Genomic DNA, 15,338 nt, shown 5'->3' with positions numbered 1-15,338 from the left:
GTTTTTCTATTAAAACTTCACAAGCTCTATTCCTTCTGGTAATTTGCTCTCTGTTAAAATACGCAATTCCTTCACACGATTCATTACGTAAGAAGAACGCTTCACAAGCTCTGGATCAATATAAGCTGGATGAACCATAATTTCTACCGTTTGTTCACCTTGTACTCTTTCTTTTAACTTCACAAAGTAATCTTCCGTCACACCATCCGCATAAAAGTCACTGTAAAACACATCAGAAAATGGGCGCACCGCTCTATCTTCCTCACAACGACGAATCGGAACATTATATGTAGCCGCTAATCTCTCAAGAACATCATGTAAAATCGGTAAACCATGCACATGATGATGACTATCTAAATGAGTTGGTGTTAATCCGTAAGATAGGAATTTCTCAATTTGAGCAGTCCACTCTCTCTCAACTTCTTCTGGATTTATATTTCCTTCCCTTACGACACCTTGTTTATGAAACAATCCATCGCTACTTACAAGTGATGGTACGTCTCCAAGAAGTGGTTCTCCTGCCGTTAATACAAGATGTACTCCTACTCCTAGCGTTTCATACTCTTTGGCTAAGCGTACCGCATGCTCTGTTCCTGGCATATTCATCATCATCGTCGTTGAATTTACAAGTCCGTTTATATGCCCATCAATAATGCCGTAATTTGTACCTTCTGTAAGACCGAAATCATCTGCGTTTACAATTAACTTAATCATCGTAATACCTCCTAATAAAGTGAAACTTTAATCAGTGGGGGGTTTTCTCCCCCCCACTGATTATTAGTTGAACCAATCGGACTTTTATGGGCAGTTGATCCCCCACCTAATTTCTTTGTTTTCGCTGAATTTTGAGGTAGTGGTCTTACTGCCCATTAAAGTGGGATAGAATAAAAAAAGCGGGCTAAATAGCGCCGCTTTTACTTCTCTACCTTTTTGAAGAACTGCGGAAGATATTCTTTATGTGCTTCCAACATTTCATCTAAAATTTGTTTTGCAACTGTATCTGATGGTACAAGTGGATTAATTGTCATAGCAAGCAGCGCTTTATGATAATCACCTGTAACAGCAGCTTCAATTGTTGTGCGCTCAAATGATTTAATTTGCTGTACTAAACCGCGAACTGGTACTGGAAGATCTCCGACCGCAATTGGTTTTGGACCTTCTTTCGTAATAATACAGTTCACTTCAACAGCAGAATCATCTGGTAAGCTTGCAATTGTTCCGTTGTTTCGTGTATTAACAGGCTGGATATCACCTTTATTGTTGTAAATAGACGTAATTAAGCTACATGCTGCGTCACTATAATAAGCGCCGCCACGTTTTTCTAATTGTGGTGGTTTAATATCTAAATTCGGGTCTTTATATAACTCAAATAAATCATTTTCTAATTGTTTTACTACTTCTGCACGTGTACCTTTTTCAACAGAAGCTTCTTTTTCTTCTTCTAACATTTCACGTGTTTTGTAGTAATAACGATGATATGGACATGGAATTGCACGAAGACCGCGAATAAAGTCTGGTTCCCAGTTAAGCGCTGCGATATTTTCCATCGTAATTTGCTTTTCCGGATCTGTTACAAGCTCTAACACACGATCCATTACACTTACGCCATCTAAGTATACATCTAGTCCGTATACCATATGATTTAAACCTGCAAAATCAACGTGGACACGACTTGCATCTACTTCAAGTAATCTTGCAAGACCCATGCGGATTCCGATTGGAACGTTACATAGACCAACTACTCTTTGAATATTTGTATAACGAAGGACAGCTTCTGTTACCATACCAGCTGGGTTCGCAAAGTTAATTAGCCATGCATTCGGACAAAGCTCCTCCATATCTTTACAAATATCTAAAATAACAGGAATCGTTCTCAGTGCTTTGAATAAACCACCAGGACCATTCGTTTCCTGACCGATTACATCATATTTTAATGGGATTGCTTCATCTTTTGCACGTGCTTCTAATAAACCAACGCGAAGTTGTGTTGTTACGAAGTCTGCATCTTTTAATGCCTCACGGCGATCAAGTGTTAAATGTACCTCGATTGGTAAACCAGATTTTTTCACCATACGTTTCGCTAAGTTACCAACAATTTCTAACTTTTCTTTTCCTGCCTCAATATCTACTAACCAAATTTCACGAACAGGAAGCTCATCATAACGTTTAATAAATCCTTCAATTAACTCTGGTGTATAACTAGATCCACCGCCGATTGTAGCAATTTTAATTCCAGTCATGCTTTATTCCCCTTTCGCTTCAAGCTTTTTATAAAGATCGATAAACTCTGCTGCTAATTCTTTCACTGTAATCGCATTCATTAAATGATCTTGTGCGTGAATTAAAAGAACACTAACCTCTGTTTTTTCTCCTCTTGCTTCTGATTGTATGAGCTCTGTTTGGAAATGATGCGCTTCATTAATCGCTTCTTTCGCCTTTACCATCGCTTCATCTGCTTCTACCATTTTCCCCTGTTTGGCAAATTGAAGTGCCTCCATCGCAAAGCTTCGTGCGTTACCACTATTTAAAATCAATTGGAATGGAATTTGTTCTGCTGTAGTCATCATAATTACCGCCCTCTCTATAAGGTTCAACCGATTTAAATACCCCTTCAGTTTGAACATGTCTATTAAAGTATGAATTTGTTAATGATAGTTTAGTGTTCATATAGATGTTTTTCATCTTTTTGAACATGATATAAAGGTAATTGTTCTCACAGGTATCGTTGTCTATGAGAACAATTACTATGTTACATAGGTAAAGAGTTGTTATTTTCTTGTGCTGCTTTCTCAGTACGGATAACTGAACGATCGCATGCGACAACGAATGGGAAGTAAATCGCCATTGCAACAACAAAGTTGAATAATTGTAAAATCGCACCAGAAGGATGTAAACCTGTTACAAGATACCCACTAATAATTGGTGGAACGTTCCATGGAACCATCGCTACTGTTTTTGGTACCCATCCTAAGTAAATTGCTGTATAAGATGTAATAACTAACACAACAGGTGTTAATACGAACGGGATGAATAAAATTGGATTTAATACGATTGGTGTACCAAAGATTACTGGTTCGTTAATGTTAAATGCACCAGGTCCAATTGATAGACGAGATACACCGCGTAATTGTGCACTTTTCGCTACAATTAATACAACTACTAAAAACGCTAATGTTGCACCAGAACCACCAAGATATACGAAAGTATCAAAGAATGGTTTTGTAATAATGTTTGGAACATCAAATGCAGATGTACCATCTTGGAATAACTTAATATTTTTCTCTAATGCTGGTAAATAAAGTGGCTCAATAATACCACCAACAATATTTGGACCATGTAAACCGAAGAACCAAAGTACATGTACTAATAATGCAATAAAGATTGCACTTGGTAACGTACCCGCTAAACCTTGTAATGGAACTTGTAATGTATTAAAGATATACTCATGAACACTTGTACCTGCTAGTTTTACTGCTAATTGAATACTTGCAATACCTGTTAAAATCACAAATGCTGGAACTAAAGCAGCGAAAGATTTCATTACTGCTGGTGGTACACCGTCAGGCATTTTAATTGTAATGTTTCTTTGAACAAAGAAGCGGAATATCTCCGTTACGAGTATGGAGACAATAAGTGAAACGAACAAACCCTGTGCGCCTGTCCAAAGCATATTTATTCCAGCTTCTTTTGGTGTTGTTGGTGTAAGAATAATTAATGCACCAAACGAAATAATACCTGCTGACAATCCATCAACACCGTAAGATTTTGCTAAGTTATAACTTATGGTAACCGCCACCATCAGAGCTAATACCCCGAAGGACCCTGTCCACATACCAGCACCAATTTGTGTCCAAGTTTCACCGAATAAATCTTTCATAAAATTTTGGAATGCTGGAATTGGTAAACCATTAACTAGTACTGCCATCGAACCAACTAAAATAAGTGGCATAACTGCAATAAATCCATCTCGGATCGCAGCTAAGTGACGTTGCGATCCGATTTTACCAGCAATCGGAACCATGTACTTCTCCATAAATGCAATAAACTTTTGCATTTCGCTTCCCCCCTAATTATTTTTTAAGTGTTAATGCGTGATCTAAAACTGCTTCTCCATTCATCATGCCGTAGTGCATTGGATTGATAACGTCGATTCCAACGTTTCTCTCGTCAGCAAGCGTTTTCATTGAAGAAAGCATGTAACGAACTTGTGGTCCTAGTAATAATACATCTGCTTGATCGATATTTGTTTTTACTGCATCCCCAGATACAGCCCAAATCTTTCCTTCTAGACCGCGAGCTTTTGCGGCCGCTTCCATTTTTGTAACTAGTAAACTTGTAGACATCCCTGCTGAGCAACATAATAAAATATTCATTTGAAAATCCCCCTTGTGTAGTATAAAAAATTTATGTTTTATTTATTTTTCTTTACGCTATTTATTAATGCAATTAGCGTGCCAACTTTTTAAAACCACTAAAATCAGCACTTTTTCGACTGTTTTCTTTGTGTGTTAACGCTTTCAATTAGTGTGTTACTCAAAAAACACACAGTGTGTTATAAAACAACACGCTTTTAACACATAACTGTATGAAAATAGATTAGTGTTTAGTTGTCTAGTTATGCTTAACATAAAAAAACACTAAAAAATCTTTCATCGTAGAATCTAGTAAAAAAACAACATGCTCTTGAACACACTCTTCTATCTATTGTCCAAGCAAATTCTACTAGATTACATAGAATAGAGTAAAATAACACAATTCGAAAGGAGATTCCTATGCCAAAACATAGAAAACAAAGCAAAATAAAGATTTATAGAATAAAAAGCTATAAAAAAGACAAGCGTTCTGAAGTAGACTCTGACAAATTTGAACTAGAACAGCAGGACAAGCACGATACACAAGACAAACAAGATAAACAGGATAAACAAGTACAATCAGAAAATGTAATTATAGTACCCACAGATTCACACAACTTAGATGTGTGGGATGAAATTTCTCTAAAGGAAATACAAGCTGGTGAACATACAAATTTATTTAAAGAAAAGAGTAATTATCAAAATATTAATTTAGTCCAAGTAAACGATATTCGCTTATACTTGGACAAGCAACTACAATTCAGCTCCGTCGATGAGCAAATTTATCATGAAGCACTTGTACATCCAATTATGTCAAAAGTAATTGATCCAAAACGTGTTCTCATATTAGGCGGTGGCGATGGTCTTGCCCTGCGAGAAGTTTTAAAATATGAAACTGTACTACATGTAGACCTTGTTGACTTAGATGGATCGATGATTGATATGGCTCGTAATGTTCCAGAATTAGTTTCTTTAAACAAAAGTGCATTTTTTGATAATCGTGTAAATACACACGTATGCGATGCAAAAGAGTTTTTAAGCTCTCCTTCCTCTTTATACGATGTAATCATTATTGATTTCCCAGACCCAGCGACAGAGTTGTTAAGTACTTTATATACAAGCGAACTTTTTGCTCGTATAGCTACATTCTTAACAGAAGATGGCGCATTCGTCTGCCAATCTAATTCACCTGCTGATGCACCTCTAGTATACTGGAGCATCGGTAATACAATTGAACATGCTGGACTAACTGTGAAAAGTTATCATACAATCGTTCCTTCTTTTGGAACTGACTGGGGATTTCATATCGCTGCTAATTCTGCCTATGTACTAGATCAAATTGAACAATTATATGTAGTACCAACTCCTCGAACCTTGCCTGCTCTTCTTTTTCCTTTATTTCAATTTAAAGAAGAACATCTAGAACAACGCAACCTCGCTCTTTTAAATTCAGAATCGAACCTTATCCTACATCAATGCTACAAACAGGAAATGAAGTTTTGACGATATTATAGTAAGGAGTGTTGCCTATGGAATATTCTACTTTTGGCAAGCATATAATAGTAGATTTATGGGGAGTAGATTTTTCTCTACTAGATGATACGCACTTTTTAGAATATCATTTAGTTACAGCTGCAGATTGCTCTGGTGCCCATGTTTTAAACGTAAGTAAAAAAGAATTCCAGCCATATGGTGTTACTGTATTAGTGTTATTATCAGAAAGCCATCTTTCCATTCACACTTACCCGGAACAAAATTTTGCAGCTATTGACTGTTATACTTGCGGTACAACCGTTGAACCACAAATTGCGATTGATTATATCGTAAATATATTAAAACCGGAGCGGATGCATATAAAAAGATTAATTCGTGGTATAGGAGAAATTGTTACTGCCGATTAATTATAACTCTTACTCATCCGGAAAAAGGAGGATTGTAAATACCATCAGTGGGATGAACATTCCACTGATGGTACAGGCATATACATAAAGTGAAACTTTAATTAGTGGGGGTTTTGTTCATCTCCCACTAATTATTAGTTGAACCAATCGGGCCTTTACAGACAGTTAAGCTCCCTCCTAACTTCCTTGCTCCAGCCACATTTTGAGGTGGGAGTTTTACTGCCCGTTAATGCGTGATAAAAAAACCTTGCATAAGTAAGGTTCATTCATCCACCGACATCTTCCTATATAACTCTACAAACTCACTCGCTAATTCTTTCACTGTAATTGCATTCATTAAATGATCTTGCGCGTGTACCATTAAAAGAGTAACTTCGGTCTTTTCGCCACCAGCCTCTTTCTGTATAAGCTCCGTTTGTACACGGTGCGCCTCTTTTAATTCCTCTAGCGCTTCTTGTAATTTAGCTTCTGCTTCTGTAAACTCCCCACGCTTCGCACAATCAATTGCTTCCATTGAACAACTTCTCGCGTTTCCTCCATGCAAAATTAAATGAAAAGCTTTCGTCTCTATCGTATCCATTTTACTTCTTTACTCCCCCTTTTCTTCTGCTACTTTTTGTTTATCCCATATTTTTAAGAACGGTAAATAAATGAAGAATGCAAGCGCAAAGTTGACGAGTTGTAAAACAACACCTGAAATTTTCCCACCCGATCCTAAATATCCACTGAAAAGAATAGGTGTCGTCCAAGGTACAGCCGCCCCACTCGGACGTGCGACCCATCCCCATTCCATTGCAAAGTAAGAAACAATTGTTAACACAACTGGAACCAATATAAATGGAATTAATAAAATTGGGTTCATTACAATTGGCATACCAAAAGTTACCATCTCATTAATATTAAATATACCAGGCGCGATTGACAATCTCCCTAAACTTTTTAATTGTTGACTTCGTGCAAATAGTAACATTCCGACAACTAGAGCCAGCGTTGCACCAGAACCGCCCATATAAATCCATAAGTCAAAAAACTGTGCCGTAATGGTATTTGGTACATCTTGCCCAGCTTGAAAAGCAACTCGATTTTGATCCATTAAAGACAACCAAACAGGGCTCATTACACCACCAACAATAGTAGCACCATGAATTCCACACGACCAAAGAACATGAACGAGAATAACTGCTATTATTGCGCCCCAAAGACTAGCACCAAGTACACTAAGTGGTTCCTGTAAAATTTGTCCTACAATATTATGGATACTGCCAAAAGAAGTATTTTCTATAATTAAGCGTAAAATCCAAATAACTGTTACAACAATAAAACCTGGAACAAGTGCCGCAAATGAACGCGTGACAGCTGGTGGAACTGTCTCTGGCATCTTTATAATTATCTTTTTTTGTACAATAAACCGATAAAGTTCAGTAGATATAAGTGCAATAATCATTGCTACAAATAACCCTTGGCTTCCCATTAATGCAGCTGGGATAGCGCCTTCTACAAGTACACTCTCTTTTGTACTTGGTATAATATATGCAACTTGAAATGGAGTCGCAAGTAAAAACGTCACAAGCGACAATGCCCCGGATGCTAAAGCATCCACTTTATAATACTCTCCAAGCCTGTAAGCGATTCCAAAAACAGCTATTAAAGCCATTATATTAAAAGTTGCACTAACTGGATACCCTAAAGCTCTCTGCCAATTCTCACCAAACAAACCTGCCATAAACTCGTTATATCCCGGTATCGGCAGTGCACTAATAATGAGGAAAAACGATCCAATAATTAAGAAAGGCATCGTTAAAATAATTCCATCTCGAATTGCTTGTAAATGCCTCTGCTCTGCAACCTTCCCTGCCACCGGCATCACATACTTCTCTAAAAACCGTATCATCTATCCCACTCTCCTCATGGTTTCATTGACAAAGCTGCTTGCAAGATAGCTTCTCCATTACAAAGTCCATAATGGACGGATTGAATAACATCAACAGGTACCCCTTTCTCCTTACATAATTCTTTCATTTTCGGTAATAAATAACGTACTTGCGGTCCAAGTAAAAGGACATCAGCTTTATCAATATGACTATTCACTTCAGAACCTGATACTGCCCAGATTTTCACTTCTATCCCTCTTGCCTCTGCTGCTTTCTCCATCTTTGTAACAATCAAACTGGAAGACATTCCCGCTGCACAGCAAAGCAAAATATTCATTCCGCTTCCCTCCCCCTTTTTCTAAACCTAAGTTATGGTGCATCCCTTGCCACCACTAGGTTACAAATATATATGTCTAGATTTCCTGCTGTATGCCGAGCTTAAAAACAAAAATTTCTTGGTTTTCACGCTATTCCATTTATCCGTATTCTCCTAGTAAAGAGGACTCTAACTCGCTATAATGATTCAGTATGATTTTTTAATTGATAGGAGGATATATTTATGAAGGCATATCGCTTTCCACTTATTTTATTATCTTCTATCCTAATTGGTGGTTTCATTGGTTATTTCATGGGTGCCGATGCAGTTGCTTTAAAGCCGCTTGGTGATATTTTCTTAAACTTAATGTTTACGATTGTTGTACCTCTAGTGTTCTTTAGCATCGCATCGTCTATTGCTAATATGGATGGATTAAAACGTTTCGGTAAAATTATGTCTAGTATGGCTGGGACTTTCTTATTTACAAGTATTTTAGCTGCTATTTTTATGATTATTGTCGTGAAAGTATTCCCGCCAGCACAAGGTGTTGTACTAGAACTAACACAACCTGACAAAGCCGGCAAAGCTGTTAGTGTTGCAGATCAAATCGTCGGTATTTTAACAGTATCTGACTTCTCGAAGTTACTATCTCGTGAAAATATGTTAGCTCTTATTTTCTTCTCTATCTTAATGGGGATTGCAACTTCAGCAGTTGGCGAAAAAGGAAAGCCATTCGCTACATTCCTACAAGCTGGTGCAGAAATTTCAATGAAAGTTGTATCTTTCATTATGTACTACGCTCCAATCGGACTTGCTGCTTACTTCGCAGCATTAGTTGGTGAATTCGGACCACAACTTCTTGGAACTTACTTCCGAGCAGCAATGGTATACTATCCAGCTTCTCTTATCTACTTCTTTGTATTCTTCACGTTCTATGCATACCTTGCAGGTCGCAAACAAGGTGTACAAGTATTTTGGAAGAACATGGTCTCTCCTACAGTTACATCACTTGCAACTTGTAGTAGTGCCGCAAGTATTCCAGCGAACTTAGAAGCAACGAAGAAAATGGGTATTTCTTCAGACGTTCGTGAAACAGTTGTCCTTCTTGGATCTACACTTCATAAAGATGGATCTGTTTTAGGCGGCGTATTAAAAATTGCTTTCTTATTCGGTATTTTCAACATGGAATTCGAAGGACCGAAAACATTAGCAATCGCACTTGTTGTTTCTTTATTAGTAGGAACAGTAATGGGTGCTATTCCAGGCGGTGGTATGATTGGTGAAATGTTAATCGTATCTCTATACGGTTTCCCGCCAGAAGCATTGCCAATTATTGCAGCAATTAGTACAATCATTGATCCACCTGCAACGATGTTAAACGTAACAGCAGATAACGCTTGTGCGGTAATGACAGCTCGCCTTGTAGAAGGTAAGAATTGGATCAAAAACAAATTTGCTTAATAGATAGAAAGAGGATGCTCGTTTAGAGCATCCTCTTTTTGTCGTTATTTGTTGATAAGTTGATATCTCCTCTCGCCACAAATTTGTTACAATCTTCACAAATATTCCACATCCATTATCCATTCTCCGTACTATAATCATGTATGGAAAAGGAGATGGAAATAATGACTCAAAGCGCACCAGAATTTAAAGTTTTGCAAAGCATTGCATTTCTCGCTGTTGTTTTGCAAAGTTCCTTATTATATACAATGAATCAAGGAAATGTCTTACTTGAGCAATCTCTCATTATGGGCATGCTATTCAACCTTGCAAAATTCTCAGCACCAGCATTCATATTTATCGTTGGATTTCACTTAATTCGGCACTATACGAAGCAATTAGTATATAAAGAATATATTTCTGAAAAAGCGACACACTTACTCATTCCTTATTTCTTTTGGTCTATTCTTTACCTATTAACAACAAACGATCTTATTACGTTACAAAGTGGAATAAAAAGTTTATTACTCGGAACAGCCGCGCCCCATCTTTGGTACGTTATTATGATGTTCCAAATTCACTTATTGTTCCCTTTACTATGCACACTTTTTTATTGGTTTCAAAAACGAACAGAAAATAAAAAAGACATATATAAATATATGACCTTTTTCGCGTGCCTATATTTTCTATTAATGTGGTTCTCTTCTCACTATATTTTTAATGGAGAAAAATTAACAAGTTCAACAATTTTACATTATACAGATCGATCATTTCTATTCTACTCATTCTATTTCGTTATGGGTGGCATTGCCGCTGTAGCACTAAAAACTTGGCGTCTATTCGTCATGAAACATATCCCGCTTATAACAATATTATTTTTCATCTTATTTTTATTCATCAATTATGAGTTGTTTAGTTTTCACGGAGCAAACTCTATTCATTTAACTGTTTCTACCTATTTAAAACCATCTATGTTTTTATATATCGTATGCGAAATTATCATACTGTATATGTTATCTATTATGATAGTACAGCGTCGTGGTTTCTTATATAAAACGTTACGTTTCATTGGAAATTACACGTATGGTGCTTATTTAGCTCACTTATTCTTCTTGCAACTATGCACAAAGTTTCTTTCTTTATTCACACTGCAAGAAAATACTATATTATATAGCCTATTACTATTTGTGTTAACGGCTATTATCTCTATTTCAACAATGGTCATTTGTAGCACAATACCATTTCATACTTGGATTACAGGGCCTTCTCCTACAACAAAGATGAAATGGACGAAGGTTGTATTCCGAAAAAATCATAGAAAACTATTCAAGCCATATATTTGATATAATGATACGCATATAAAAAGAAAGCGAGAGACACCTATGATTAATCAAGTTGGACAAATTATGCTATATGTAAATAACCAAGACGAAACAGTACAATTTTGGACAGAAAAAGTAGGGTTCCAAATCATTGCGGAAGAAAATAACGGAAACGGATTCCGCTGGATTGAAATTGCGCCGGCGAAAGAAGCAGGAACAAGCATCGTCCTTCACGATAAAGCGTTAATCGCGAAGATGCAACCTGAATTAAACTTAGGTACTCCTTCACTTATGTTCTTCTCTAATAACTTAGATCAACTGTATAAAGATCTTTCAGAGAAAAATGTCACAGTTGGACAGGTTGTAGATTTACCTACTGGTAGAGCATTCAACTTTGCTGATAATGAAAATAATTACTTTGCAGTAATGGAACGTAAATAAAAAATAAGCTATCCGAAAAAATCGGATAGCTTATTTCATTTTAAGAAACTTGTTCTGCATTCGTTTCTTTATGCTGTATATGGCTCGTGATCCAAGCAATTCCACCGGCAACAACGAGATAACATAACAATATTAAAATTTGCATTTGTAATTGCGACCAATCTCCTAAAGAGATAACATCTTGTAATCCTCTAAGAGAATGGGACATTGGGAGAAACTGTCCAATTTTGCTAAGCACAGCTATGTTTAATTCTCCTGGGAAAGTACCTCCACTCGTCGCTAATTGCAGGACAAGAAGCGTTACCGCTAAGAACTTTCCAACAAGACCAAATACTGTTACTAACATAAGAATAAATGTCATGAACGTAAAGGAAATAACAATACTTGATAAAACAAAAAGTGGCACACTGGCAACTTCTAGTTTCATAACACCTAGCACAACTACATCTACGAGTAGCGCTTGAATAAGTCCAATTAAATATACCAATCCTAATTTATTAATAAAATGTACCGTTCCGCTTACCTTCATATTTTGTCTGCGGCCAAGAGGTAAAATATTCGATGCCATAATTCCGCCAACATAAAATGCAAGTGATAAGAAATATGGTGCAATGCCTGAACCGTAGTTAGGAACGTCAGAAACTGTTGACTTCACTAACTGAACTGGCTCTGAGAACATCGTATTGCGTGCATCATCATTACGGACATCCGCTATCTTCTCTGCGCCCTCTCCCAATTTCGTAGAAAGTTCTTTCGCACCATCATCAAGTTTAACAAGTCCATTTGTTAATTTACTAGCACCGTTATTCAGCTCCGTTCCACCACTCGCAAGCTGATTTACACCTTCTTGTACTGTTGTAAATCCATTTCCCCACTTCGTAAATCCATCAGCTAAATTCGATGCACCATCTGCTACCTTTTTCGTTCCAGCAGTAGCTTCATTTAACTTAACTCCGAATGTATTCATGCCTTCTTCAATCTTATGTTGACCCTCAGTAAGCTTCTTCGCTCCTTGTGTCAATTGTTGTTGGCTATTATTTAAAGTACTTGTTGCTTTAGCTAGTCCATTAGACGTAGCAATAATTTTTTGAAAAGCGGGATCTTGCTGCACTTCTGGATGATTTTTCACGTACTCTTCTAATTGTTGTTTTACACTATTAGCTGCACCATCCGCTTTTACTTGGCCTTCAGCAAGCTTCTCACTTCCACTCACCCATTCATTTGTACCAGCACTTAATTCACTAACTCCTGATTGTAACGTTTTTTCACCTTGTGCTAATAACTCCATACCACTATGAAGTGATGTCACTCCTTGACTCAGCTCATTTGCCCCCCCGGTTAAAGCAGATTGACTGGATGCAAGCTTTTCACTTCCCTCTTTCAATTTCGATGTCCCATCACTTAAACGATCAATACCATCCGCAAGCTGATTCGCTCCATTTTTTGCATCGGTCGTTCCTTCATGTAACTTCTCAGCCCCATTACTTGCATCACTCAATCCTTGTGCCAAATCTTGAAACTTTGAAAAGACACCCTCTGTATAAGATTTCGTAATACTATTTGAGATTTTTGTTTTCATATTTTCAACAGCTGTCGTTCCAATTTGAGCTGCTACAAAGTTTTTACCTGGATTTACTTTGTACTGTAACTTTGCTGGCTCTGGTTTCTCATCCATAAGTGTACTTACCTTTTTAGAGAAATTCTCTGGAATCGTAACAACCATATAATATTTATCTTCTTTTAACCCTTCATCAGCATTTTTTTCTGATACGAAATGAAAAGCCAGTTCCTTATTCTCTTTTAAATTTTTAACAAAATCGTCTCCTGCATGAATTGTTTTTTCATCCATCACAGCACCCTTATCTAAATTCACAACTGCAACAGGTAATTTATCTAATTTTCCGTACGGATCCCAATATCCAGCCAAGAAGAATCCTGAATAAATTAACGGAACGATTAATAAAAAAATTAAAGCGATACGTCCATGTTTATGGTGCCACATCGCTTTCCAATCTTTAAATATAAGTTGAATTCCTTTCATGAAACATACTCCTTCTCCTAATTTCACACCATTACAATGGTTTAACAGATTTACTATACACGTCACTTTCCATACTGTATAATACATCTTTAATTATCAATTCATTCCTTTTGGTCTATAGAAAGGAGATTCGAAATGGAACTGCTCCAGTTAAAATACTTTCAGACAGTTGCACGACTAGAACATATGACAAAGGCAGCTGAAGAATTGCATATCGCGCAACCTTCACTCAGCAAAACAATCGCTAGACTCGAAAAGGATTTAGGCGTCCCTTTATTTGATCGCCAAGGCCGACAGATTACTTTAAATTCTTTCGGAAAAGTATTTTTAAAACGGGTAGAACGTATTTTTCATGAATTAAGTGAAGGGGAACGAGAAATTAAAGATTTAGCCGAATTACAACAAGGCTCTATTACAATGGCCGTTTCTATTCCAAGAATATTACCAGAACTACTAGGTTCTTTTTTACGAGAACATCCTAATGTTCGATTCCAGCAATTTCTTGCGTCTACTCCTTCTATGAAACGACAACTGGAAAATATGGAAATTGACTTTTGTCTTTCCTCTGTACCAGTTGAAGGAGAAGAAATTGTTTGGGAACCACTTATTACAGAAGAAATTTTCTTAGTCGTTCCTTCAGGCCATCGGTTATCAAACCGCGAAAGTATCCACCTGCATGAAGTAAAAGACGAACCGTTTATTAGTATGAATACTGGCTATGGATTTCGGCACTTAACGGATGAATTTTGTAAAGAAGCTGGTTTCACTCCGCATATTGCTTTTGAAGTAGATGAACCGACAGTGATTAGCGACCTCATTAAGCAAGGTCTCGGCATCGCTTTTGTTCCAAATTTAACTTTATTAAAAAACTCTACTTTAGCAGCAAACAAGTTGCGTATTATTGAACCCGCTTGTAAGCGAACCATCGGATTAAGTTGGTCAAAAAAGCGATACTTATCAAAAACAGCTCAGCAATTCCGTGAATTCGTGATTGACTACTTCTCTAATATTAGGACGCAAAATTATATCAACCAATAAAAGGTGCCACCCTCATATGGTGGCACCTTTTATTGGTCACTCTTTTTTAATTCCATTTCAGCTAAAAGTGGTAGTACATTATCAAAAATATGCGTATTATTATTTTCACCTGTTACATATCCACCATAATATCTACTAAATACGTTGTCATTTCGGAATGTGGACATATGATCATACAATTCCTTCGCAAACTTTGTATCACCTGTTTGTAGTACGTACAAAATCGTTAGTCCATACGCGGCTGGCGATTCATAATTCACAGTTTGTTTTCCCGTTTCTAAATTGTAACGACCGTATAGCTTTCCATCCTCCTGGAATCTCTTCTTTATAAATTCCAAATAAGCAGCTGATGAAAGACCACCTAAACTTCGATGATATGCAACGTATGATTGGTCAATAAGATTCACTTCTTTATCGTACTTAAATGTACCATCTTCTTTATATTCTTTTGGGAATGCCCAGCCATGCCTTGGATAATCCGCTAAAAATTGAACAATTTCCTGATATTGCTGAGCAGAAACTTTACCGTACTTCTTCATATAAGAGAATGCACGCGGATTTATGTATGATGTTGTTACAAAATTATTTTGTTTCCCTGCATCTGCATCATAATAAT

General features: G+C 36.9%; 15 protein-coding genes and 1 pseudogene. 6 read left to right on the top strand and 10 right to left on the bottom strand.

Going from position 1 to position 15,338, the window contains the following annotated elements:
* Positions 1-9: 9 nt before the first annotated feature.
* The 5 genes from chbG to MR160_RS23315 form a co-directional block, all read right to left on the bottom strand.
* Complete coding sequence (gene chbG / locus MR160_RS23335; RefSeq protein ID WP_079246176.1) at positions 10-714, bottom strand: chitin disaccharide deacetylase; 705 nt, start codon at positions 712-714, stop codon at positions 10-12.
* A gap of 200 nt (positions 715-914) precedes the next feature.
* Complete coding sequence (gene celF / locus MR160_RS23330) at positions 915-2,240, bottom strand: 6-phospho-beta-glucosidase (protein ID WP_000145760.1); 1,326 nt, start codon at positions 2,238-2,240, stop codon at positions 915-917.
* Between the two features lie 3 nt (positions 2,241-2,243).
* On the bottom strand, positions 2,244-2,567 hold the full coding sequence (locus tag MR160_RS23325; RefSeq protein WP_000989059.1) for a PTS lactose/cellobiose transporter subunit IIA: 324 nt from the start codon (positions 2,565-2,567) through the stop codon (positions 2,244-2,246).
* A gap of 182 nt (positions 2,568-2,749) precedes the next feature.
* Positions 2,750-4,054, bottom strand: a complete 1,305-nt coding sequence (gene celB / locus MR160_RS23320; protein WP_063676126.1) for a PTS cellobiose transporter subunit IIC — start codon at positions 4,052-4,054, stop codon at positions 2,750-2,752.
* A gap of 16 nt (positions 4,055-4,070) precedes the next feature.
* Positions 4,071-4,373, bottom strand: a complete 303-nt coding sequence (locus MR160_RS23315) for a PTS sugar transporter subunit IIB (protein WP_001023569.1) — start codon at positions 4,371-4,373, stop codon at positions 4,071-4,073.
* 399 nt (positions 4,374-4,772) lie between these two features.
* On the opposite strand from MR160_RS23315, the gene MR160_RS23310 reads away from it, so the two are divergent.
* On the top strand, positions 4,773-5,855 hold the full coding sequence (locus MR160_RS23310) for a polyamine aminopropyltransferase (RefSeq protein WP_001123951.1): 1,083 nt from the start codon (positions 4,773-4,775) through the stop codon (positions 5,853-5,855).
* Between the two features lie 26 nt (positions 5,856-5,881).
* Positions 5,882-6,253, top strand: coding sequence for an adenosylmethionine decarboxylase (gene speD, locus MR160_RS23305; RefSeq protein ID WP_000456838.1), 372 nt, complete (start codon positions 5,882-5,884; stop codon positions 6,251-6,253).
* 262 nt (positions 6,254-6,515) lie between these two features.
* Here the strand turns inward: speD and MR160_RS23300 are convergent, their stop codons facing one another.
* The 3 genes from MR160_RS23300 to MR160_RS23290 are packed head-to-tail and all read right to left on the bottom strand — an operon-like array spanning position 6,516 to position 8,461.
* Complete coding sequence (locus MR160_RS23300) at positions 6,516-6,833, bottom strand: PTS sugar transporter subunit IIA (RefSeq protein WP_000379645.1); 318 nt, start codon at positions 6,831-6,833, stop codon at positions 6,516-6,518.
* A 9-nt stretch (positions 6,834-6,842) separates the two neighbouring features.
* Positions 6,843-8,144, bottom strand: coding sequence for a PTS cellobiose transporter subunit IIC (gene celB / locus MR160_RS23295; RefSeq protein ID WP_000617788.1), 1,302 nt, complete (start codon positions 8,142-8,144; stop codon positions 6,843-6,845).
* 14 nt (positions 8,145-8,158) lie between these two features.
* Positions 8,159-8,461 (bottom strand): PTS sugar transporter subunit IIB, encoded by a 303-nt coding sequence (locus MR160_RS23290; protein ID WP_001023546.1) that lies wholly within the window; start codon positions 8,459-8,461, stop codon positions 8,159-8,161.
* A gap of 222 nt (positions 8,462-8,683) precedes the next feature.
* Here MR160_RS23290 and MR160_RS23285 point away from each other — a divergent pair, with 222 nt between their 5' ends.
* From MR160_RS23285 to MR160_RS23275, 3 genes are all read left to right on the top strand, one after another.
* Positions 8,684-9,901 (top strand): dicarboxylate/amino acid:cation symporter, encoded by a 1,218-nt coding sequence (locus MR160_RS23285; RefSeq protein ID WP_000649376.1) that lies wholly within the window; start codon positions 8,684-8,686, stop codon positions 9,899-9,901.
* Positions 9,902-10,065: 164 nt separating this feature from the next.
* Positions 10,066-11,223 carry an acyltransferase gene (locus tag MR160_RS23280; RefSeq protein ID WP_242298119.1) on the top strand — a complete coding sequence of 386 codons (1,158 nt, stop codon included), beginning with the start codon at positions 10,066-10,068 and terminating at the stop codon, positions 11,221-11,223.
* Between the two features lie 39 nt (positions 11,224-11,262).
* On the top strand, positions 11,263-11,643 hold the full coding sequence (locus tag MR160_RS23275; RefSeq protein WP_000610158.1) for a VOC family protein: 381 nt from the start codon (positions 11,263-11,265) through the stop codon (positions 11,641-11,643).
* A 40-nt stretch (positions 11,644-11,683) separates the two neighbouring features.
* Here MR160_RS23275 and MR160_RS23270 read toward each other — a convergent pair whose 3' ends face one another.
* Entirely contained in the window at positions 11,684-13,684 is a 2,001-nt protein-coding gene (locus MR160_RS23270; protein WP_242298116.1) for a YhgE/Pip domain-containing protein, read from the bottom strand.
* A gap of 135 nt (positions 13,685-13,819) precedes the next feature.
* Between MR160_RS23270 and MR160_RS23265 the strand changes: the two genes are divergently transcribed.
* On the top strand, positions 13,820-14,722 hold the full coding sequence (locus tag MR160_RS23265) for a LysR family transcriptional regulator (protein ID WP_000421919.1): 903 nt from the start codon (positions 13,820-13,822) through the stop codon (positions 14,720-14,722).
* 29 nt (positions 14,723-14,751) lie between these two features.
* On the opposite strand, the pseudogene MR160_RS23260 reads toward MR160_RS23265, so the two are convergent.
* Positions 14,752-15,338, bottom strand: a pseudogene (locus MR160_RS23260) (transcriptional regulator); the annotation flags it as partial.

The sequence above is a fragment of the Bacillus cereus group sp. BfR-BA-01382 genome, from assembly GCF_022663475.1.
GTDB classification, from domain to species: domain Bacteria; phylum Bacillota; class Bacilli; order Bacillales; family Bacillaceae_G; genus Bacillus_A; species Bacillus_A thuringiensis_S.
This window is presented reverse-complemented; position numbering and strand designations above follow the sequence as displayed.

Coding starts and splice junctions, on each gene's coding strand:
- chbG (WP_079246176.1), bottom strand. CDS start 714: ATGATTAAGTTAATTGTAAACGCAGATGATTTCGGTCTTACAGAAGGT.
- celF (WP_000145760.1), bottom strand. CDS start 2,240: ATGACTGGAATTAAAATTGCTACAATCGGCGGTGGATCTAGTTATACA.
- MR160_RS23325 (WP_000989059.1), bottom strand. CDS start 2,567: ATGATGACTACAGCAGAACAAATTCCATTCCAATTGATTTTAAATAGT.
- celB (WP_063676126.1), bottom strand. CDS start 4,054: ATGCAAAAGTTTATTGCATTTATGGAGAAGTACATGGTTCCGATTGCT.
- MR160_RS23315 (WP_001023569.1), bottom strand. CDS start 4,373: ATGAATATTTTATTATGTTGCTCAGCAGGGATGTCTACAAGTTTACTA.
- MR160_RS23310 (WP_001123951.1), top strand. CDS start 4,773: ATGCCAAAACATAGAAAACAAAGCAAAATAAAGATTTATAGAATAAAA.
- speD (WP_000456838.1), top strand. CDS start 5,882: ATGGAATATTCTACTTTTGGCAAGCATATAATAGTAGATTTATGGGGA.
- MR160_RS23300 (WP_000379645.1), bottom strand. CDS start 6,833: ATGGATACGATAGAGACGAAAGCTTTTCATTTAATTTTGCATGGAGGA.
- celB (WP_000617788.1), bottom strand. CDS start 8,144: ATGATACGGTTTTTAGAGAAGTATGTGATGCCGGTGGCAGGGAAGGTT.
- MR160_RS23290 (WP_001023546.1), bottom strand. CDS start 8,461: ATGAATATTTTGCTTTGCTGTGCAGCGGGAATGTCTTCCAGTTTGATT.
- MR160_RS23285 (WP_000649376.1), top strand. CDS start 8,684: ATGAAGGCATATCGCTTTCCACTTATTTTATTATCTTCTATCCTAATT.
- MR160_RS23280 (WP_242298119.1), top strand. CDS start 10,066: ATGACTCAAAGCGCACCAGAATTTAAAGTTTTGCAAAGCATTGCATTT.
- MR160_RS23275 (WP_000610158.1), top strand. CDS start 11,263: ATGATTAATCAAGTTGGACAAATTATGCTATATGTAAATAACCAAGAC.
- MR160_RS23270 (WP_242298116.1), bottom strand. CDS start 13,684: ATGAAAGGAATTCAACTTATATTTAAAGATTGGAAAGCGATGTGGCAC.
- MR160_RS23265 (WP_000421919.1), top strand. CDS start 13,820: ATGGAACTGCTCCAGTTAAAATACTTTCAGACAGTTGCACGACTAGAA.